Source organism: Nocardia sputi, from assembly GCF_023501985.1.
The window spans coordinates 88246-109740 of record NZ_JAMFLC010000025.1 but is presented as its reverse complement, the minus strand read 5'-3'; the positions used below and the strand labels follow the sequence as shown (position 1 = coordinate 109740).

The following is a 21495-nucleotide window of genomic DNA, read 5'->3' as shown; positions in this document are numbered from 1 at the left end:
GGTTATCGAGACGGACATCTCGACGCTACCTGCACTGACGGGAAAGCCGACACTGTAGAGCGCTCTATGTACCACGACCTTTTATCAGTGGCGAGCGTGCAGTTTCCCATTGCTGAGAAGACGAAACCAAAGCTCATGCGCAATCTTTCTTCCGCGAGCAAAGTGACAGGACGATCGTCCAGTCGCGTGCTGACGATTAGCCTGCCAGCCGCTCCGGCTTCCCGCAAGTGATACGCGTACCGCTCTTTGCTCGGCAGTTTCGGTGCGACTCCACCGAGCCGCCGAACGGCGAATCGGACCCGGTCTCACAGTGCGGAACACTCGGCGCGAACACTCGGCGCCGAACATCTTTACGCATTGTCATGCGAGAACGCATGCTTAAGTATGCTTATGAGCCTCATCAGCAAACCCCACCCGAGACCTACACTGCCGCTGCGGATCCCGCACCGACCCCGCACCGCAACCGCCCGAAGCACACGGGAACGACTCTGGAACCGCGCCGCTCAGGGCCGTAACAACGACGTTGCTGACAATCGACGCGGCCCCCGCTTCCGGCGAAAGGCTTCATGCTCGGTCCCCGCTGCATAATCTCCAATCGAATCCCCGCAGAACACCCCGACGGCATGGCAAGCGCGTACGCCCGTTACCGGAAACTATTGGTGAACAAAATGTGCGGTCGAGTCCCGAATCGTATAAGTGCGGCGAAGATTCTTTCGCGGCCACAATGGAAGAAGTCCCAGGTTGTGCGCACTACTTGCGCTTCGTCGGCACGTCTGCCTGGCATAGAGATATCGTTCAGCGTTGCGTGAACAAAAGTCTCAGTCGCCCTCGGTGGATGTCGCCCGAAGGGCGAACGGTGGCCACGGTGGGATTCGGCAACTGACGGAGGGTGTTCCGGCGACCGAGCGACAGCGGTCAGGTCAGCGCGCGTGACGCTGCTCCTGCCTGCCCGCAGGCAATCGTTCCTGTCTTCGCCGGGCCGTACGGCGGATCGTTGCCGCGGCGGCGGTGTGGCAGCACACAGACCGCTCCCGCCGTCGATATGGTCGCCAATGTCCATGGCTGTGCCGCGGCGTATACGAGCCGGGGGGCGAACCCGGCGATGGGTGCGCGGCTCGTTCAACCGCTTCTCTGTGCAGAAGGATCTCGAATAGCCCTATTCGTCGCCATCACCGCGGAATCACCGACCCGCGTGGCAGCGTAGGTGGGAGGCCGCGATCTGTGAGACGCGGCGGCAGCATCCGCGGCGGGGCGCGCGACGGTCGCGTCCGAACTGGCCGAGCGGCTGTCCGGCCGAGGTGCGGGCAGCTTTCTACTCATCCAGGCTTGTCACACGAAACAGCCGTTGGACGCCTTGCCTCAATGGGGCGGCAGAACGTCGGCAAGGAATGCATTCGCGTCGGAACGAGCGTGCTGCAAGAGTGTGAAATGGGTGGCCGGTGGATAGAACAGCAGTCGGCTGTCGGCGCCGCCTTGCTCGAGTTGCTGCTGTAGCAGCATTGTGGTCGGCATCGGCTGCACGGTGTCCATGCCGCCTTGCAGGAGCAGCAGCGGCTGACGGTATCCGGTCGTAGGTACCGCCATGTAGTCGCGTAGCGCTGTAATCAACGCCGGATCGGACAACGGCTTGGAAAACAGATCGCCGAAGGGGCGGCCCGCGACAGCGTCCCCCGCTGACCGCAAGCATCCTTCACCGGCCTCGGCGAGGGCGAGCACCTGTTTTCCCCGGTCGCTCAGGTAGTCGGTGACGCGTAGATCCGGGCGCACGTGATCGAGGCCGGCCATGATCATCAAGACCCTGATCTGCAGCCCCTCGGGAAGCGGCACCCGCAGGCCGGGGCCGGAGAGCGTGGCGATCAGGTCCTCGTAGTTGCTCGTCGGGGCGTAGGCCACCGTGCCGCGTAGGTCGAGTTCGGGAGCGTAGATCGGTGACAATCGCGCCGCGAGTAGTGCCGAATGCCCCCCGATGGAATGCCCGGCCAGCACGTACGAGTTCGATAGCCCGCGGTCGTGGGCGCGCCCGGCCCGGACGATGTCGAGCACCGCGTGCCCGGCAGCGCGCCCGGCTAGGTATTCGTAGTGTCCTGGTGCGCCGAGCCCGATGTAATCCGTGGCCGTCACCGCGTAACCCTGTGCCAGGTAGGCAGACAACTGCGGCGTTTCGTCGAAAGTATCCGCGATCCCGCCCATGAGATTAGGTGCGCAGCCTTGCGCGATACCGCTGGTGGAATGTCCCCATGACACCACTCGCCAACCGCCTGGAGGGGGATTCCCCGCGGGCAGGTAGATGTTTCCGGCACTGATCTGGGGTTCACCGTTCTGACCGGTGGTTCGGTAGACGAGCCGATACCCTTTGCCGGCCGACGGAATCAGCTCGGCTTCCATCAGCGGTCGGAACGACGTTATCGTTCCCGGCCCGGCAGCGGGCAGCGCATCGGCTGCTGACAATCCGGTCACCGGTACCAGCGATACGGCTGCAAGTACCGTCACGATCACGCGCCGCACGGGCAACGTCCTTCTAGACATGGAGTCTCCTGAGTGAGTGGGTCGCGAGAGAAAAGTTCGGATGGTGTTTCAGCGGCCGGCCGCGTAGCCCTGCATCCCGCGAGGATTGGCGGCCGCCGAGAGCACGTTCGTCTCGGGGTCACGAGCGACAGCGCAGAGACGTCCCTCCGACCAGGCGTCGCCCACGGTGATCCGGTGGCCACGCCGGCGCAGCTCGGTGCGGATTTCGGCGCTGATCCGCGATTCCATCGTCACCGCTCCCGGATTCATCGAACGCGGATAGAACGAGCCAGGGAAACTGTCCTGATGCCAATTCGGTGCGTCGACAGCACCCTGCAGGTCCAAACGGCCACGGACGTTGTCGCGCATGACGACCTCCAGGAAGAAATGCAGGCTCCATTGGTCCTGCTGATCGCCGCCGGGGGTGCCGAAAGCCAAGATGGGCTCTCCGTCGCGTAACGCCATGGACGGGCTGAGCGTGGTCCGAGGGCGGCGGCCTGGCGCGAGAGAGTTCGGTAGGCCAGGTTCCAGCCAAGCCATTTGCAACCGAGTACCGAGTGGGAATCCGAGTTCCTGCACGATCGGATTCGACTGCAACCAGCCGCCGCTGGGAGTAGCGGCGATCATGTTGCCCAGCGGTCCACGACGTCGAGGTGGCAGGTGTCGCCACGGACGGTGCCTGTCGCGGCTACCGTCGGCTCCCCCGTCCCTGCAGGAAAACGGTCCGGCACAGCGGAAACGGCATACTCGCTCACCCTTGGCGGCCGGCCGTCCGGGCTTCCGGGCCGCAGCTGGTGGGACGCGTCCGGACTGATCGTCGCTCGGCGCTCCGCGTTGTATGCGGGCGACAACAACGCCTCCAGGGACATATCCGTGCAGTCGCCGTACCAAGCCTCTCGGTCCGCCATCGCGAGCTTCGAGCCCTCGATCAGGGTGTGGTAGTAATCGGCCGTGCCGTGGTCCATCTGTTCTGGCAGCAGGGCCAGCTGTTGCAGGAACACCGGGCCCTGGCTCCAGAGACCGGGCTTGGCGATCGTCCAGCCGTTCCAGATGTAGGTGGCCGGATCTTCGTAGGTCGCAACGTAGTGCACAAGGTCGCTGCCGTTCAAGGTGCCGGTGTGCCGCTCACCCGAAGTGTCCATGGTGGGCTGTGCGGCGGCGGCGGTCAGCGCTTCGGCGATGAATCCCTCCCGCCATGTACGTCGCGCGGTTTCTATCTGGGCCTCGCGGTCCGCATGTGCGGCCTCGGCTTCGGCGATCAAACGCCGCCAGGTTCGTGCCAGGGCCGGGTTCTTCAGCAACTGTCCCGGTGCGGGCGGCTTTCCTCCTCGCAGGTACACCGCCGCCGAGGTGGTCCACTCGGACTCGAAGAGGTTCTGCATCGCAGACAAGGTGCCCCAGACATCCTCGAGCACCGGATGCCCACGCTCGGCGTACCAGATGGCATGGGCCAGTACGTCCGACAGCCGCTTCGTGCCGTAGTCGCGAAGCAGCAGCATCCAGGCATCGAAGGCACCCGGCACCGCCGCGGCCAGCGGTCCGGTTCCGGGTACGAGATCCAGGCCCAGATCGGTGTAGTGCTCGATCGTCGCACCCATCGGTGCGGGCCCTTGGCCGCACAGTACCTGCGGTGCCCGTCCCGCCGGCGCGAGGATGATCGGAACTTCCCCCGCCGGCCCGTTGAGGTGCGGCTCGACCACGTGCAGTACGAACGCCGCGGCTACCGCGGCGTCGAAGGCGTTACCGCCGTCCTCGAGTATCGCCATCGCGGCCGCCGAGGCGATCCAGTGAGTGGACGAGACCATGCCGAAGGTGCCCTGCAGTGTGGGGCGCGTGGTGAATCTGCCCATTGTGATCCTTCAGAGGAGTTGGTCGTACGAGGTCCTGGGGAATCGAGAACTGATGGGTGGATACGCTGCGTCCGCTCGATCGGTTGGGCGGCGCTCATGAGGTGCTGACCGCGAGGATTTCGCGAGCAGCGCGTTGCCCGGAGTCGACCGCGCCGTCGATGTTCCGGCCCAGCGGGTCGCCGTTCCGGTGCCGGCCCAGTGCAGCGGGCCGGTCGGCCGAGACAGCTGCGATCCGAAGCGCGTCAATGTCGACGGGGTAGTGAAATCTCCGTCGCAGCCGCGAGTCCCCACCACGATGACGTCTGCGAGGTTCGACATTCGCATACATCCAACATCTCAGATACATGATGTATGTGAATGTAGTCTTGTCTGCGTGACTGTCAAGGGACGACGGGCTGAATACACCGAAGCCACCCGGGCCGCCCTCATGGAGACGGGCCGTCGGCTGTTCATAGAACAGCGGTACTCCGAACTCTCCGCCGACGAGATCGCTCCGCTGCCCGCCTGACGCGAGGCGCTGTGAACCACCACTTCGGCGGCAAAGCAAGGACTGTTCGAAGCCGTGTTCTGTACGTGCCAGTTCCCTACGCCGTACAGCCGAGTAGGATCTGCGATCGACCGAGCAGCCAGCCGGAAGATGGCGCGGAAACGGGGGTTCAGCCGACCGGGAGTTTCATCACCGGATGGGGGCCCAGGTCGGTGACGTAAACGTTGTCCGCATTGTCGACCGCCACACCCTGGGGATTCTTCAGGCCGGTGAACGGCAGCGAGGTCGGCTCCGACGCACCCGCCGCCAATTTCACCACCCGATTGTTACTTGTGTCGGTGACGTAAACGTTGCCCGCATCATCGACTGCCACATCCTGCGGGTTCCTCAGGCCGGTGAACGGCAGCGGCGTCGGCTCCGACGCGCCCGCCGCCAATTTCGCCACCCGATCGTTACCCATATCGGTGACGTAAACGTTGCCCGCATCATCGACCGCCACACCGGTGGGCAGGGTGACGCCGGTGAACGGCAGCGGAGTCGGTGGCGAGTAGGCGGGGGCGAAAGCTGTGGGTGTGGGCGAGTCGCCGCCAGCTGATTCCCGCTGGACACCGACGATGACAGCTACGGCGGTCAACACCGTAACCGCGACCGCGGCGGCGAGCAGCATGGCTGTCTTGCGAGACAATCTGATCCGCCGCTCATCTCGGGCGGCCACGCCCCCTGTGCTGCTGGCCGGGGGATCACCCACCGCGGCGCAGGCCGCCGCGGCCAGCTCGCGCACGGTCTGGTAGCGATCATCGGGATTTTTGGCCATACCCTTGGCAATAACCGCATCGAACGCAGTCGGTACATCGGGTGCAGTGGCGCTGGGACGCGGCGGCGGGCTGTTCAAGTGTTGGGCGATCACACCCTGCATCCCCAATGCGCTCGCGAACGGCGGCCGGCCGGTCAGGCACTCGTGCAGTACGCATGTCAACGCGTACACGTCCACTCGCGCATCGGCCTTGACCTCCGCGCTGATCTCTTCCGGCGCCATGTAGGCGACGGTGCCGATGGTCTGGCCGACCGTGGTGAGGGTGCGGTCGTCGGCGGCACGATCCCGAAATCGATCAGCGAGGCGAACTCATCGCCTCCCAGCAGGATGTTGGAGGGTTTGACGTCGCGGTGGACCAGCCCGGCGTCGTGGGCCGCCTGCAGCGCGCCGGCCACCTGTGCGATGATCGCCACTGCCCGACGCGGCGGCAAGGCCCCTTCTCGCCTGATCACCGTGCGCAGGTCGGTGCCCTCGATCAAGCGCATATTCAGATAGAGCCGACCGTCGATATCGCCGAAGTCATGGATGGGGATCACATGCGGCTCGGTCAACTGCGCCACCGCCCGGCACTCCCGGCGGAACCGCTCGCGAAACTCCTCGTCCTCGGCGAAGCGTTCAGGCAGCACCTTGAGCGCCACCACCCGGTTGGTCAGCGAATCGTGCGCCCGCCACACCTGGCCCATGCCGCCCTGACCCAGCAGCGACAGAAGCCGATAGCGTCCGAACGCCTCTGCTGGCCCTCGAGTGGCGTCCCCGCCACCTAGTACCGTGTCATTCATTGTGCCGTCCCATGGCCACCCGACTGGCAAACGGTGAACTCGATTTTTTCAACTCCCGCCCGAGCGGATGCCTCACACTGGGTGATTCAGCCAGGCCAGACAGTCGAGAGCCAGCGCTATGGCGGGGCGAATTCCCAGCCATGCTCGTGCCGACAAGTACGCGGCTGGGCACTACCCGCCACCGGTGCGAGTACGCAGATCGTGCCCAGAAATCCGCCGACAACCCTGTCGCAAATTCAGCGTACCCCGGACCCATACCGCCGAACTCGTGCTGTGGCAACGACTCGACGACGACCGGGACGGTAAATACACAGGTGTAACTCCCGGCCCGCGTTTCCGAACAGCCTTCGCGGAACTACTTCGGGAACGATTCGGAACTTGATCCGGGATGGTCACGCTCGGCGGGGCCTCCCCCTGCGCTGTGGTTCCGCGTCCTGGGAAGGGGAACGGCCTCGATAGACCATCGAGGGTTGCAATTTGAGTTGAACTCAACTTACCATTCGATCATGGGCAAGACCGCACGCGGAAGCGCCGCTCGCCAGAACCTGCTTCAGGCAGCCGCGGATGAGCTGAGCGAGACCGGGGAGTTGGAAGTCGCGGCGGTGGCACGCCGCGCCGGTGTCAGCACCGGGCTCCCGTACCGGTATTTCGGGACCCGCACCGGACTGCTGGTCGCGGTGCTCGAGTCGTTCTACGACCGGCTCTGCGATGCCGCGGCGCTGCGTGAGTACCCCGAATCCAATTGGGCGGCACGGGAACAGCACCGCATCCGGGACTGGGTGGCTTTTCTCTACGGCGAGCCGCTGGCCCCGATCGTGCTCGGCGGTCTGGTCGGCGACGGCGAGGTCGCGGCTGCGCACACCGCGCGGCTGAGCATGCTCATCGAACTCGGCGCCCGCAACATGGCGCGCGCCCAGCACCACGGCGAGATCCCCGCCGATCGTGATCCGGAGTATCTGGCCGCCGCCACCCTCGGCGGCACCAACGCCGTGGTGTCGGTCGCGCTCACGCGCACCCCCCGTCCGACTCCGGAGTCCGTCATCGCTCAGCTCTGGGCCTTCGTCTCCGGAGCAGTCGGACTCACCGACAAGAGAGGACACACACCATGAACCACAAACCCGCCCCTACCGGCACTGTCACCGAACTCGAGGACCTCGGCACCGACCTGGCGGGGCGGCACAAGGCCACCGAAAGCGGCGGTGCCACGGTCGATCCGGCGGTGGTCGATGCCGACATGGCCGCCCTCGAACGCGACGGCTACGTCATCCTCGAAGACCTCATCAGCACCGAGGACTGTGCACGTATCCGCGAGTCCGCCGCAGAACTGCTCGATCACACCGGCCGCAACATCTTCGAAGGGCAACGCACCCAACGCCTCTACAGCGTGCTGGAGAAAACCCGCGACTGCGACCGCCTCGTCGACCATCCGCGGGTGCTGGCCCTGCTCGACAGACTGTTCCTACCGAATTACCTGCTGTCCCAGCTACAAGTCATCAACATCCTGCCCGGCGAGAACGCGCAGCTGCTGCACCACGACGATGGGTTCTATCCGCTGCCTCGGCCCCGCCCGCCGGTCGGGGCGGCCACCGTGTGGGCTATCGACCCCTTCACCCGAACCAACGGCGCCACTGTCGTCATCCCCGGCAGCCACCTGTGGGCCGACCGGCGGCCCACAGCCTCCGACTCGATCGTCAGCGTCGAGATGACACCAGGGTCGTGCGTGTTCTTCCTCGGCACTCTCTGGCACGGCGGCGGCGCCAACCGCTCCGCACATCCACGACTGGCCGTGACCGCCCAGTACTGCGAACCCTGGCTGCGACCCCAGGAAGCCTTCACCCTGTCCACCAGCCGTGACTGCGCCCGCACCGTCTCCGAAGACATCCGCCGCATGCTCGGCTACAGCATCCACCCACCCTTCATCGGCCAAGTCAACGGCATGCACCCCAAACGCCTACTCGAAACATCTCGAACTCGATGACGGGGTTGCCACCACTGTCCCGTCCGGGCACAGGGGTACTCCCCCGAGAAGGCGGCGCTTGCTCGGGTCGCGGTCACCTGTGGCTCCGATGACGACGATGACGTCGCCACCGAACCGGTCGAGCCGGACGACAGCGCTCAGCGACGGACGCGCCGCCAGCTCCGGGAGCGGCCCCCGGTACCGGCGCGCGCGCTGGTACCGAATCCCGCGAGGTGCAGGGTGATCAACAACAGTCCGAGGGTGACGAAGGTACCGCCGGTAATGGCCTCACCGAAGGTGGCATCCGCCAGATCGAAAATGAGCGCGAGACCGAATGCTACGGCTGCGGCGATGGCGAGCATGAGAACCTCCTGATGTCCGTCGGAAACGATGACACCCGAGCAAGTCATCGAGTTCCTCTGATGCGCATACCCGCAAACCGCGTCAACACACAGTTTTGACGCGATCGGCCGACACAACCTGCTACAACCTGAGCTATCCGTGCCAGAAGCCACGGTGCCACGCAGGCCGATCCCACTCGGGCGCACACCACCCTCGACCGCGACGGGCTCGCGCGCGTTGAGGCCCGGTTCGCGTCCTCGCGTTCGAAGTTGCCGAGAATCAGGCCGAATCAAGCACCGTCACAGCATCGGTGTCCAGTACTTCGGCGCGCCCCAGAGGCAGGGTTGCAGCGGCGATGTGAAGGTCGCCTTGGTTCAGGTCGAGCATCAGCGCCCCGAGGGTTGTTTGCAGCCGGACGCGCAACTGGTCGGGTATGTAGTCCATGGTGGCAATCCGTTTGCGGTAGTTGAGGAAACTGTGGCATCCGATCGCCTTGATTCCCGCCCGGCGGGCGCTGGCGACAGCGTCGGCCAATGTCCACGATGCGTTTTCGGCGGGCTGGACGATGTCGATGGCGTCGAGGTGTCGTGACCGGATCTGTTCAGGGAAGAACTTCGCTGCGAAGTGGCGGTAGAGAACATATTCCGAAGCACCGGTCCATTTGGTGTGTTCAATCGTCGCCAGGAATGCCTTCCAGAACGGTCGCTCATGCTGATTCTCGACTCGCCGAGTCAGATCCGTCAGGATTTTCCTGTCGAACACCATGTGATGTTGCATTCCGCTGTATGGGTCGACCGGCCGCCACTCGGCAAGCAGCCGGGTCGCTGCGGTGATCGCGGAGTGGCGGGCGGGGATGGCATGTTGACGGGTGCCGAGGCGCCAATGCAGTGGATAACCAAGTGCCAGACAGGATGTGCCATCGCCTTCGACGAACACGACATCGTCGACGAGCGTGTAGTCCGCGTCGAGGACCAGGAGGTGCTGGACCGTACTCGGCAGGATGCGGAAGCAGTTCAGTTTGATCAACTGCTGGCAGTACCAGGACGAATTGTCGTGATCACCGCCTGCCGCGCGCAGGGTCGCCTCGATCGAGGCCGGTGTCGGCGAGACCCCTTCCTCATCGATCCACTGCAGCACGTGGTCGGTCCGCACCTGGACGCGGAGTCGCGCGGACCCGACGACATTCACCGATCGGATCGGATTACGGCAGTGTGTTCTCAGTCCCGTGAGACAGGCATCGAGGCTGGTCAAATCCTTGGCCGCTACCGGGATCATGACGTCGATCGCCGGCAGGTACACAGTTTCGGTGGTCACGTTCAGGCTCTCCCTGGCTGATCGTCGCCGGTAACTATAGCCAGGATTCGTGGGTTGGCGGTCTGGTCGATGAAGATGTTGGTGATGGTCAGAGTGCTCGCCGCTCGTTCTCGCCGATCATGTCGTGGAAGCGGAGCGCCTCCAGATCGCGTACAGCCGAGGGGTTGGCGTGAACAAGCGCCATCGGAGCAGGTTCGCGAGCACGGACACCTCGCGTGCTCGCGGTCGGGACCGCAGTAGGCGTCCACCACATAGCAGTGGCCGATACGGCCGGGGTCGCAACGGATACTTCCACGTCGTCCGGCACGGGCGGATGCGGTGACGGCGCGGGTCCGCCCCCCTGCAAGTAGGGGCACCCAAGGTGGTAACCGGGGGTGAGGTGGGGGCGATGAGCCAGGTGGAGTTCGTCGAGAGCGGAGGCCGGCGTGGTCGAGGTATGAGAAGCATTGCGATGGCCGCCATTACGGTGGCCACGTCGATGCTCGGGGTCGGTGCACCGGTGATGGCACAGGCCGAGCCGGACGGGCTGAGGCATTGCGCGGTCAGCAGTGGACGGGTCCCCGAAACGGCGACACCGGAGGAGGTCGGACTCGATTCGGCGGCGCTGCGCCAGGCGGTGGCCCTCGCGGCGGATTCGACGCGCACGACGCTGCAGATCTTCCGGAACAATTGCCTGATCGCGACCGGTCCCGACAACGCACGGGCCGCCGGTGTGCCGTGGAATCTATGGAGCAGCACCAAGAGTGTGGTTTCGATGGTGGCCGGGATCGCGGTGGACGAGCAGCGGCTGCGGCTCGATGACCCGATCGGCGCCTATCTGCCGCCCGAGCTCGGTGATGCCGGACATCGCGCGATCACGGTGCGGAATCTGCTCATCGAATCCAGCGGCATGCGGGTGGCGGTGGCCTCCGAGGGCATCACCGGGCTGGCGCAAATCGACCCGAATGTGGTCGCGCAGGCGTTGGCGATGCCGATCGATCAACAGCAGGGCACCGAGTGGCGCTACAGTCAGCGCGCTGTCGATCTGCTCGTATACGTCATCCAACGTGCGGTCGGCGAGGACTTCCAGACCTACGCTCAGCGAAAACTGTTCGATCCGTTGGGCATTCCGCCGACCGACTACTTCTGGGGGCGTGACCGTAGCGGAAACACCTATGGCTACGCGCATCTCCTGCTGCCACCGGACGATTTCGCCAAGCTCGGCCTCCTGCTCACCAATCGCGGCCAGTGGGGCGGTCATCAAATCATTTCGGGAGATTATCTCGCGCAGGCCGGCCGGCCCACCCCGACGAACCCCTGCTACGGCTTCCTGTTCGTCGTGAACGGGCCGGACTGCGCCAATTACTTTCCTGGTCTGCCGCCGGATGCGATGCAGATGTCGGGGATGATGCGCCAGGACAACTTCGTCGTGCCGAGCCTCGGATTGATGGTCAGCTGGACCGGCGTCACGGTTCCGGGCAGCGCGTTGAGTTTCCCGCACGACGTCCTGCGTGCCGTCGGCTCCGCCTTCCGGCAACCCCGCATACCCGCCGCGGCACCCTACGAACAGCAGGCGAATACCCAACTGTCGGATCCGATGATGTCGAATCCGGACGCGACCCTCGCCGCGCTCGGTATCGGCCCGATGGCCTACCCGGGCTGCAACCCGCTATCCTGCCTGGGCAAGCCCATGTCCACGCCGCTCGCGAATTGGCCACCGGGCTGCTTCATCCTCGCCTGCGTCGGCCCGCACCCGGCGACCCCTGGAATTCGGTAGCGGCGCAACATGTTCACACTGGGCCGCCGAGACCGAGGGATTGATGATGCAGCCCGAGCCGGTCGGCGTCGTGTTGCGTGAGTTGCGCACCGACGACACCGAGATGGACCCCGCCCCTTCCCTGCCCCGGCTGTCTTGGTGCTGATGCTGACGTGGAGCCGCCGCAGTGGGAAGAAGGCACCATCCGAGCGGAAACCGTCGCTGATCCAGTTCCGTGGAAACGCGTACGTCGTTGAGCCCCAATGTGTCACGCTGCGGACATGGCTTTCTCGCGGGCAGATCGCATGCGCGTGCTGGTGACCGTCAACCAGTTCGAATCCCACTTTCGGGGGCTGGTCACACTGGCCGACGCGCTGAGCAGGCACGGCCACGATGTCCGCGTTGCGGCACCCCAGAAGTGGGCGGCCTGGCTGCACAGCAACTACGGCGTCGATACCGTAGACGTGGGAATACGGTGGGCCGACCGCGAGTTCGATGCAGCGATTTTCGGGTGTCTGCTCGACCGGGACATAGACGCGTTCGACCGGATGTACATGACGGAGTTCCTCGGTGACCGTATCGCCTTGCGTGTCGCGGAAGACGTACTGGACCTGTCCCAACGGTGGCGGCCTGATGTCGTCTTGCACGAGTGCTCGGAGTTCGGCGGTTACCTGGCCGCGGAGGTGCTCGAAATACCCCACGTCACGGTGGACATCGGCCCGCTGCAGCTTGTGCGAAACCTCCACGAAGACCTGATCCGACCCGCTTTGACCACGCAACGGGCCAAACTCGGGCTTCCGGAAGAACCGCCGACGCCAGGAATCCTGCGACATCTCACGGTCTCCCTGACGCCGAGAGAATTCAATAACGCCGATCTCGACACCCCATTGGTCCGTTACCGGCACGAACCACCGGTACGGCACAATGATCAACTGCTCCCGGAGGTGTTCACCTCGATGCCTGGCGATAGGCCGATCGTTTACCTCTCGCTAGGATCGATCGGCCCCTTCTCACCGCGGTTCAGGGATCGAATGACCGAGATCTACGGGGAGGTCTTCGCGGCTTTGGCCGAGCTCCGGTGTACCGCGGTCGTCTCGCTGCTGTCGCTGTATCAGGACAGATTCCGATCGCTACCAGCACACATCCATGTCCTGCCGTACGTCCCGCAGTCCCTCGTATTGGCGAATGTGGACCTGTTCATCACACACGGTGGATTGAATTCGATGCGCGACACGATAACCTACGGAGTCCCGCAGCTGGTACTTCCCTTCTTCGCCGATCATCCCGGAAATGCACGACGCTGCGAAATCCTCGGCACCGGCATCCACCTCGATCCCATGACCGTCACCGCCTCCGATGTTCTCACTGCCTGCCGGCGAATCCTCGACGACCCCACCTACCAGCAGGCCGCGCGAGCGCTCAAGCGGCATATGTGGGCACTGCCGCCGCAATCCGCATTTACCGAAGACCTCAGAGACCTCGTTCCAGGCTTCTCGCACCGGGAGAAATAGAGTGAACGATAGAGACGATCTGATCACGATTATCCGACGGTTCCACAATTCGCAGACCGAGAATCACTTCGTCGCGGGCGTCACCGAGATCCAATCATCCGGCGCCTGCCTCGACGACGACGACAGGGTCGCCGTCCTCGAGGCCGCGCTGGATATGCGTATCGCGGCGGGAATCCTGGCACATCGATTCGAAAGAGAATTCGCCAGAAAAATGGGTCTCCGCAAGGCGCGACTCACCAACTCCGGCTCTTCGGCGAACCTGCTCGCGGTCACCGCATTGACCGCCCCGGAACTGGGCGACTCCCGGCTGTGCCCCGGGGATGAGGTGATCACGGCTGCCGCCGGCTTCCCGACGACAGTGAACCCGATCCTGCAAAACGGGTTGAAACCGGTATTCGTGGATATCGATCCCGCCACATACAACACGACACCTGAGGCCGTGGAGGAGGCAATCGGCCCGAGAACCCGTGCCGTGGTACTGGCACACACACTCGGTAACCCGTTTGCGGTGGCGGAGATCTCCGCGTTGTGCGCGGAGCACGGCATGTTCCTGATCGAAGACAATTGCGATGCAGTCGGCTCGACATACCGGTCACGAGTTACCGGCACCTTCGGCGATCTGGCCACCGTCAGCTTCTACCCGGCACATCATTTGACCACAGGTGAGGGCGGATGTGTGCTGACCAACGACCTGACCACAGCACGCGTCGTGAAGTCTCTGCGCGATTGGGGACGCGACTGCTGGTGTGAGCCGGGCGAAAGCAACAGATGCGGGAAGAGGTTCACCCAGCAGCTGGGCTGCCTTCCCTACGGATACGACCACAAGTACATCTATTCGCATATCGGCTACAACCTGAAGACAACAGATATCCAGGCTGCGCTCGGGCTCTCCCAGCTGGCCAGACTGGACGATTTCTGCTCCCGTCGGCGTCACAACTGGCGTCGGCTTCGCGAAGGCCTGGATGGGATCGACCATCTCCGCCTGCCGGAACCGACCCTCGGTAGCGATCCGAGCTGGTTCGGATTCGCCCTCACGGTGCTGCCGGACGCGCCTTTCGGCCGCATCGACATCGTCAACTTCCTCGAACACCGCAAAATCGCGACCCGTGGCCTCTTCGCCGGAAATCTCCTCCGCCATCCGGCGTACTCGAACATCGAGTGCCGAATATCCGGCAGCTTGGCGGCCAGCGACTACGTCGCCGACAACACCTTCTGGATAGGCGTGTACCCCGGAATAACCGACGAGATGACCGACTACATGGTCGCCTCGATCCGAGAGTACGTTTCGGGCTACCGAGACTCCCCGGTCCGGCTCGTGCCGATCTCCCGCGAGGACAAGCGGTGAACAGGTTGGTGGTCACCGGTGCCGACGGACTGCTCGGCAGTGGGATAACAAGGGCGACGAGCCCGTTTCGTCGCGCTGATCGACAGGTGCTCGGGTTCGGATCGAAAGAACTCGACATCACCGACGCAACAGCGGTGAACGACACCGTCGGCCCCGGCGATGTCGTCATCAACTGCGCGGCCTACACCGGCGTAGACGCCGCCGAGATCGAAGCCGATAAAGCGTTCGCGGTCAACGCGGTCGGCCCGGGACTGCTGGCCCGAGCCTGCGCGAAGAGTGGAGCGCGACTACTGCACATCTCGACCGCCTACGTCTTCGACGGGGCGGCGTCGAGTCCATGGGAAACCTGGTCGCCGACCGTCCCGTCGAGCGTGTACGGAAGATCCAAGTTGGCAGGTGAGGAGGCCGCCCGAGCAGCGTTGCCCGATGTGCGGATCGTCCGCACCATGTGGCTGTACTCGGGGACCGATCGGGATTTCCCGGCCGCACTCGTGCGGAGATGCTCCCGAGGCGAGCGCGTCGCGGTCGTCACCGACCAGATCGCGTCCCCCACCTACGTCGACGATCTCGTGTCCGCACTGTTCGACCTCGTCGCGCACCCGAATCCACCGCACCTGCTCCACGCGACCGGAGGCGGCGCCGCATCCAAATACCGATTCGCTCGTGCGGTCGTCGAAGCGGCGGGACTCGATGCGGATCTGTTGCGGCCTTGCCGGACATCGGAATTCCGAGATGCCGCAACCCGGCCGCGGAATGCCGTTCTGTCGAACGCATCGTGGATCGGAAGCGGCCTTACGCCCCTACCCCACTGGCGTGACGGACTCCGTCGCGCTATCAGAGCTGCAGTTCGTGACGTCCGGTCGTGAACGGTCGGAATCTTCGATCGTCAGGCGCCGGGCGCCCAGCCGAGGAACGCTCGCACGGCCGCACGAGCAGCGGCCGGGTCGGAAGCCGCCAGCGCGGCGGTCGCGGCGCGCTCGCACTGCTCACGGGTCACCTCGGCCAGGCCCGCGCCCACCGCGGCGACCGCGCCCGCTGCCATGGACAGCGATCCGACGCCGAAGCCGACCAGCACGCATGCCAAGGCCGGATCCGCCGCGGCTTCACCGCACACCCCTACGGGCTTGCCGAGGCGCTGACCCGCAGCCGCCGTGCGCGCGACGAGAGCCAGCACCGCCGGTTGCCACGGATCGGTGAGGGCGGCCAGTGCGGGAGACATCCGGTCGGCCGCCATTGTGTATTGCGCGAGGTCATTGGTGCCGACGGAGAGGAAATCGACGTGGCGCAGAATCGCCTCCGCCGTGAGCGCGGCGGCGGGCACCTCGATCATCGCGCCGGGGATCAGCCCCCGGCCGCGCACCTTCTCGGCGAAGGATTCCGCTTCGGCCGCGGTCGAGATCATCGGCGCCATCACCCAGGGCACCGGCGAACGGCCGGCGGCGGCTTGCGAGATCGCGTCGAGTTGCCGGTCGAGGATTCCGGCGTCGCGCGCGGCAATGCGGATACCCCGTACCCCGAGCGCGGGATTGGCCTCGTCGGCATGGTCGGCGAATCGTAGCGGCTTGTCCGATCCGGCGTCCAGGGTCCGGATCACCACCTTGGCGCCGGCGTACGCGTCGAACACCTCGCGGTAGATGCGCTCTTGCTCTGCTACCGCGGGCTCGGTTTCGCGGTCCAGGAAGCACAATTCGGTGCGGAACAGGCCGACGCCTTCGGCCGGTGTTCGGCGCGCGGCCTGCGCGCCTGGGCCATCTTGGACGTTGACCAGTACTTCCACCCGGTGACCGTCCGCGGTTGCGCCCGGCCCGGTCCAGGCGGCGTCTCGGGCCGTCCGGGCACGGAACCGCTCGACCGCGCGTGCCGCAACCTCGGGATCGGGATCGATGACTACGCGCCCGGACGAGCCGTCCAGCAGGACGGGCGTACCCGCCGCGATTGCGTCGAGACCGGCCACCGCGACGACACAAGGAATGCCGAGTTGCCGCGCGATGATCGCCGTGTGGCTGGTAGGCCCGCCGAATGACGTCGCCAAGCCGATGATGAGCGAGGGGTCGAGGCCCGCCGCATCCGCGGGCGCGAGGTCGTCGGCGAGCAGGATCGAGGGCTCTGGCGGCACCGGGATGCCTGGTTCGGGCGCGCCGGCCAGTTCGGCGACGACCCGATCGCAGACGTCCCGGAGATCTGTCACGCGTTCGGCCATCAGCCCGCCGAGCTTGATGAACATCTCGGCGAACTGGTCGGTGGCCGCGACCGCCGCCGCACGCGCCGGTGTGCCGGCCGCGATCAGCTTCTGCGCCACACCGAGCCAGCCGCGGTCGGTGGCCATCGCGGCGTTCGCGGCGAGGACTTCCGCGGCGGCGCCGCCGGCCCGGGCCGCTCGTCCCCGCAAACGGTCCGCGACCGTGGCCGCTGCCGCCAGGAACGCCGCTTGCTCGGATGCCCGACCGGGCTCGGGAATCGAATCAGTCGACTCCGCAACGCGTAGACGGGCACCCGGCCGGACAGCGGGCGCACATGCTACCCCGGAGACCGCCGGTGTGCCGCACAGTACTAACGATTCCATTTCTACCTGCAAAGATCCCGTCATCCGTCGCCTACCTCCACACCTGAACCGGCGAGCCCGATTCCCTGCCCATCCGATCTTCGATGTGATCCAGACTACGCCATGCGATTGACAAAGCAACACATTCAGATATAAAACAACATAAACAAACATCGAACCGGGAGGTCGGATGTACGCCGAGGAACGGCAGCAGGCGATCGCGACGCTGGTCGGGCAACGAGGGCGCGTGTCGGTCACCGAGCTGTCCGATCAATACGGCGTCACGACCGAGACAGTCCGGCGCGATCTCGCGGTCCTGGACCGGATGGGCTTGGTCAGGCGTGTGCACGGCGGCGCGGTGCCTGCCGCGGCGCTGACCGCGATCGAGCTCGGCACCGGCGAACGCGAGCACAGCCGCGCGGCGGAGAAAGACCGCATCGCCAAAGCGGCGTTGGAATTCCTGCCGCCCACCGGTGGCAGTGTCCTGTTCGACGCGGGCACCACCACCGCGCGGATCGCCGCACTGCTGCCGACCGACCGCGAGCTGGTAGCGGTCACCAATTCGGTGCCGATCGCGGCCCGCCTCAGCGGGCACGCCGCGGTGCGGTTGCACCTGCTCGGCGGACGCGTCCGCGGCGTCACCCAGGCCGCCGTCGGCCCGGAGACCCAGCGCATGCTCGCCGAACTGCGGGTCGATGTCTGCTTTCTCGGGACCAACGCGCTCACCACCTCGCACGGCCTGTCCACCCCGGACATCGATGAGGCCGCGGTCAAGCGAGCCATGGTGGCCAGCGCGCACCGCGTCGTCGTGGTCGCCGACTCCACCAAGGTCGGCCGCGAGGATCTGGTGCGATTCGCGGAGGTCGAGGACGTCGACGCCCTGGTCACCGACACCGGCGTGCCGGATTCGGTGCGCAGCGAGCTCAGCGCCTCCGGCCTCGAGGTGGTCACGGCATGATCGTCACGCTGACCGCCAACCCCAGCATCGACCGCACCGTAACCCTCACCGAGGCGTTGCGCCGGGGCGCGGTGCACCGCGCCGCCACCGTGAGCTCGCATCCCGGCGGTAAGGGCGTCAACGTGTCGAGAGTGGTCGCCGCGGCGGGCCGCGCGACCGTGGCCGTGCTGCCCGGCAACACCGGAGATCCGCTGCTGCGGCAGCTGAGCGACGCGGGCATCGCCTACCGGGCTGTTCCGATGCCCGGGACGGCGCGGACCAATCTCACGATCGCGGAAACCGATGGGACCACGACGAAGATCAACGAACCCGGTCCCCCGCTGACCACTGCCTGCGCTGCTGCCCTTGCCGAGACGCTCGAGGACCTCGCCCATGCCGCGTCCTGGGTGGTGCTGTCGGGCTCGCTGCCTCCGGGAGTGCCCCCCGACTGGTACGTCGCATTGCTCCGGCGGCTGCGCGGCATTCCGGTGGCGCTCGACGCCTCGGATGCGCCGCTGCGGGCGGTCGCCGCCACCTTCGGCTCCCACCCGCCGAGGTTGCTGAAACCGAACACCGAGGAACTCGGTCAGCTCACCGGTGCCGACCCCGCCGAACTGGAGGATCCGGTGGCCGCCGCACGCGCCGCCGCGACGCTGGTCGAGCGGGGCGTCGAGACGGTCCTCGCGACGCTCGGCAAGGCGGGCGCCGTCTTGGTCACCCCCGGCGGCGCCTGGTACGCGCCCGCGCCGAGCGTGACACCGCGCAGCACGGTCGGTGCGGGGGATTCGGCCTTGGCCGGCTACCTGCTCGCCGACTCGGACGGCGCCGGGCCCACCGAACGGTTGCGCCGCGCAGTCGCCTACGGCAGCGCCGCCGCCGCACTTCCCGGCACCGGCGTACCCGGGCCACACGACATCGACCTCGCCGCCGTCTGCGTCACGGCGCTGGACGCCCTGCACAACACCTGAAGGAGGCCATGGTGGCCGACTCGATCATCTCCGAGGATCTGATCACCCTCGACGCCGATCTCGGCGCCGCCAAGGAGACGGTGATCGCCGCACTCGCCGAGCGCTTGGCCGGAACCGGCCGTGCGCGAGACGCCGCGGCACTGCGCGACGCGGCGCTCGCCCGGGAAGCCCAGTCCGCGACCGGACTTCCCGGTGGGATCGCGATTCCGCACTGCCGCGCCGCGACCGTCACCGAAGCTTCTCTCGCGTTCGCCCGGCTCGCCCCGCGAGTCGATTTCGGCGCCCCGGACGGTCCCGCCGACCTCGTCTTCCTGATCGCCGCGCCGGAAGGCGCGGGGGCCGAGCACATGAAACTGCTGTCCAGCCTGGCGCGTGCGCTGGTGAAGCCGGAGTTCGTCGCTGACCTGCGTGCGGCGGCGACGCCCGCAGACATCGTGGCCCTGGTCGAGGGTGTCCTCGAAGCTCCCGCTACCACTACCACCTCGCGCAGCAGCACCGCCGCGGAGAACGCGAGTGCGGGCGTGGCACCCGGGCATGAGAAACCGGCTGCCGGGCGCACCATCGTGGCGGTCACCGCCTGCCCGACCGGAATCGCGCACACCTACATGGCCGCCGATGCCCTGGTCGCCGCGGGCGAACGCGCCGGTGTCACCGTGCACGTGGAAACACAGGGGTCCAGCGGCAGCACTCCCCTCGGCGAGGCAGTCATCGCGGCCGCCGCCGCGGTGGTCTTCGCCACCGACGTCGGCGTGCGCGGGCGCGACCGGTTCGCGGGCAAGCCCGTCGTGGCTTCGGGGGTCAAACGGGCGATCAACGAGCCGGATGCGATGATCGCCGATGCGCTGCGTGCCGCGGACGATCCCGGTGCAGCCACCGTCACCGGCCGCGCACCCGACGAAAAGCCTTTCTCCGCAGCGAGATCCGAAACCCTCGGCTGGGGCACCCGCCTGCGCCAAATCCTGCTGACCGGCGTCAGCTACATGATCCCGTTCGTCGCGGCGGGCGGCCTGCTCATCGCGCTCGGCTTCCTGCTCGGAGGCTACGAGATCGCCGACAACGCCAAGACCATAGTGCTGGACAACTCGCTGATGGCGTTGCCCGATGGCGGACTGGCCACCTATCTCGGCGCGGTGATGTTCCAACTCGGCTCTCTCGCATTCGGCTTCCTGGTGCCCGCGCTGTCGGGCTACATCGCCTTCGCCATCGCCGACCGCCCCGGCCTCGCACCGGGATTCACCGCGGGAGCCGTCGCGGTGTTCGTCGGGGCCGGATTCCTCGGCGGTTTGGTCGGCGGACTGATCGCCGGGTTCGCGGCGCTGTGGATCGCGCGCTTCGCGGTCCCGCAGTGGGCCAGGGGTCTGATGCCGGTGGTGGTGATCCCGCTGTTCGCGTCACTGATCGTCGGCGCGGCCATGTTCATCGTGCTCGGCAAGCCGCTCGCCGCGGTGACCAGCGGACTCACCAGCTGGCTCAACGGGCTGTCCGGCACGTCCGCGATCACGCTCGGAGTCATGCTCGGCCTGATGATGTGCTTCGATCTCGGCGGACCGGTCAACAAGGCCGCTTATTCCTTCGCCGTCGCCGGACTGGCCGTCACCGATATCGCGTCACTGCGCATCATGGCCGCGGTGATGGCCGCGGGCATGGTGCCGCCGCTGGCCATGGCGCTGGCCACCACGATCAGACCCCGGCTGTTCACCACCGCCGAACGCGAAAACGGCAAAGCCGCGTGGCTGCTGGGGGCGTCGTTCATCTCCGAGGGCGCTATTCCGTTCGCGGCCGCCGACCCGCTGCGGGTCATACCTTCCATGATGACGGGAGGCGCCGTCACCGGGGCGCTGATCATGGCCACCGGAACCACGCTCAGCGCACCGCACGGCGGCATTTTCGTCTTCTTCGCGGTGGGGCACATCCTGTGGTTCCTCACCGCCCTCGCCGCGGGCACGCTCATCGGCGCGGTCTGCGTCACGGTCGCCAAAGAACTGGTCCGCACGCGGACCGCCGTACCGTCTCCGTCCCCCTCCACCGTTACCGCTGGATAATCGTTCCCAGAGAAGGAGTCCCCGCCATGCTGCAAACAACCGTCGAGGTCGGCTCGTCCATCGGCCTGCACGCCCGTCCCGCCAACATCATCGCCGAAGCTGTCCAAGCCGCGGGCGTTCCCGTCACCCTCTCGCTCGCCGGCGGCGATCCGGTCGACGCGGGATCGGCGCTGATGATCATGACCCTCGGCGCCACACAGGGCACCCCGGTCGTGATCACCAGCGACGACCAAGCCGCGCTGGACAAGGTCGCCGCACTGGTGGCCGCCGATCTCGATACCTGAGCGGCACCACGATCGACGAAGTGATCTCGTCGCCCGGTAGAAATCGTCGACAGTTCGGGGCTCTTGGACAGAACTTCGCAACC

The 21495-nt window shown here is 66.2% G+C and carries 17 protein-coding genes and 1 pseudogene; 11 read left to right on the top strand and 7 right to left on the bottom strand.

Annotation, left to right across the window (positions count from 1 at the left end; translation table 11 throughout):
* Positions 1-1359 precede the first annotated feature (1359 nt).
* Positions 1360-2526 carry an alpha/beta fold hydrolase gene (locus M8859_RS29620; RefSeq protein WP_249645163.1) on the bottom strand — a complete coding sequence of 389 codons (1167 nt, stop codon included), beginning with the start codon at positions 2524-2526 and terminating at the stop codon, positions 1360-1362.
* A 48-nt stretch (positions 2527-2574) separates the two neighbouring features.
* Positions 2575-4271: pseudogene (locus M8859_RS29615) on the bottom strand (gamma-glutamyltransferase family protein).
* 457 nt (positions 4272-4728) lie between these two features.
* On the opposite strand from M8859_RS29615, the gene M8859_RS37010 reads away from it, so the two are divergent.
* A complete protein-coding gene (locus M8859_RS37010) occupies positions 4729-4863 on the top strand; it encodes a hypothetical protein (protein WP_255466234.1) in 135 nt (44 codons plus the stop codon).
* A 148-nt stretch (positions 4864-5011) separates the two neighbouring features.
* Here the strand turns inward: M8859_RS37010 and M8859_RS37005 are convergent, their stop codons facing one another.
* A complete protein-coding gene (locus tag M8859_RS37005; RefSeq protein WP_283780187.1) occupies positions 5012-5878 on the bottom strand; it encodes a hypothetical protein in 867 nt (288 codons plus the stop codon).
* Positions 5815-6435, bottom strand: coding sequence for a serine/threonine-protein kinase (locus tag M8859_RS37000; RefSeq protein WP_283780186.1), 621 nt, complete (start codon positions 6433-6435; stop codon positions 5815-5817). Before M8859_RS37000 ends, M8859_RS37005 begins: the two co-directional genes overlap by 64 nt.
* Positions 6436-6941: 506 nt before the next feature.
* Between M8859_RS37000 and M8859_RS29595 the strand changes: the two genes are divergently transcribed.
* Together M8859_RS29595 and M8859_RS29590 are read left to right on the top strand one after the other, a co-directional pair.
* Positions 6942-7544, top strand: coding sequence for a TetR/AcrR family transcriptional regulator (locus M8859_RS29595; RefSeq protein WP_249645162.1), 603 nt, complete (start codon positions 6942-6944; stop codon positions 7542-7544).
* Entirely contained in the window at positions 7541-8413 is an 873-nt protein-coding gene (locus M8859_RS29590; protein WP_195139724.1) for a phytanoyl-CoA dioxygenase family protein, read from the top strand. Before M8859_RS29595 ends, M8859_RS29590 begins: the two co-directional genes overlap by 4 nt.
* 137 nt (positions 8414-8550) lie before the next feature.
* On the opposite strand, the gene M8859_RS29585 is transcribed toward M8859_RS29590, so the two are convergent.
* On the bottom strand, positions 8551-8754 hold the full coding sequence (locus M8859_RS29585) for a hypothetical protein (protein WP_159926916.1): 204 nt from the start codon (positions 8752-8754) through the stop codon (positions 8551-8553).
* Positions 8755-9013: 259 nt separating this feature from the next.
* On the bottom strand, positions 9014-10048 hold the full coding sequence (locus M8859_RS29580; protein ID WP_159926918.1) for a DUF6492 family protein: 1035 nt from the start codon (positions 10046-10048) through the stop codon (positions 9014-9016).
* Between the two features lie 436 nt (positions 10049-10484).
* Between M8859_RS29580 and M8859_RS29575 the strand changes: the two genes are divergently transcribed.
* The 4 genes from M8859_RS29575 to rfbD all read left to right on the top strand — a co-directional run bounded on the left by M8859_RS29575 (position 10485) and on the right by rfbD (position 15505).
* Positions 10485-11804 carry a serine hydrolase domain-containing protein gene (locus tag M8859_RS29575; protein WP_249645161.1) on the top strand — a complete coding sequence of 440 codons (1320 nt, stop codon included), beginning with the start codon at positions 10485-10487 and terminating at the stop codon, positions 11802-11804.
* Positions 11805-12064: 260 nt separating this feature from the next.
* Positions 12065-13294, top strand: coding sequence for a glycosyltransferase (locus M8859_RS37355; RefSeq protein WP_249645160.1), 1230 nt, complete (start codon positions 12065-12067; stop codon positions 13292-13294).
* A gap of 1 nt (position 13295) precedes the next feature.
* The gene (rfbH, locus tag M8859_RS29565) at positions 13296-14639 is read left to right on the top strand and encodes a lipopolysaccharide biosynthesis protein RfbH (protein ID WP_223522041.1); all 1344 of its coding nucleotides are present in this window, start codon (positions 13296-13298) and stop codon (positions 14637-14639) included.
* A complete protein-coding gene (rfbD, locus tag M8859_RS29560; RefSeq protein WP_159926926.1) occupies positions 14636-15505 on the top strand; it encodes a dTDP-4-dehydrorhamnose reductase in 870 nt (289 codons plus the stop codon). Before rfbH ends, rfbD begins: the two co-directional genes overlap by 4 nt.
* A gap of 20 nt (positions 15506-15525) precedes the next feature.
* On the opposite strand, the gene M8859_RS29555 is transcribed toward rfbD, so the two are convergent.
* Positions 15526-17226: a putative PEP-binding protein gene (locus M8859_RS29555; protein ID WP_249645159.1), complete on the bottom strand. Its 1701-nt coding sequence runs from the start codon at positions 17224-17226 to the stop codon at positions 15526-15528.
* 145 nt (positions 17227-17371) lie between these two features.
* Here M8859_RS29555 and M8859_RS29550 point away from each other — a divergent pair, with 145 nt between their 5' ends.
* The 4 genes from M8859_RS29550 to M8859_RS29535 are packed head-to-tail and all read left to right on the top strand — an operon-like array spanning position 17372 to position 21412.
* Positions 17372-18139, top strand: coding sequence for a DeoR/GlpR family DNA-binding transcription regulator (locus M8859_RS29550; protein WP_195070859.1), 768 nt, complete (start codon positions 17372-17374; stop codon positions 18137-18139).
* Positions 18136-19086, top strand: a complete 951-nt coding sequence (gene pfkB, locus M8859_RS29545; RefSeq protein WP_159926932.1) for a 1-phosphofructokinase — start codon at positions 18136-18138, stop codon at positions 19084-19086. Before M8859_RS29550 ends, pfkB begins: the two co-directional genes overlap by 4 nt.
* An 11-nt stretch (positions 19087-19097) precedes the next feature.
* Positions 19098-21128, top strand: coding sequence for a PTS fructose transporter subunit IIABC (locus tag M8859_RS29540; protein ID WP_249645158.1), 2031 nt, complete (start codon positions 19098-19100; stop codon positions 21126-21128).
* 26 nt (positions 21129-21154) lie between these two features.
* Positions 21155-21412, top strand: a complete 258-nt coding sequence (locus M8859_RS29535) for an HPr family phosphocarrier protein (protein WP_159926936.1) — start codon at positions 21155-21157, stop codon at positions 21410-21412.
* Positions 21413-21495: the final 83 nt, after the last annotated feature.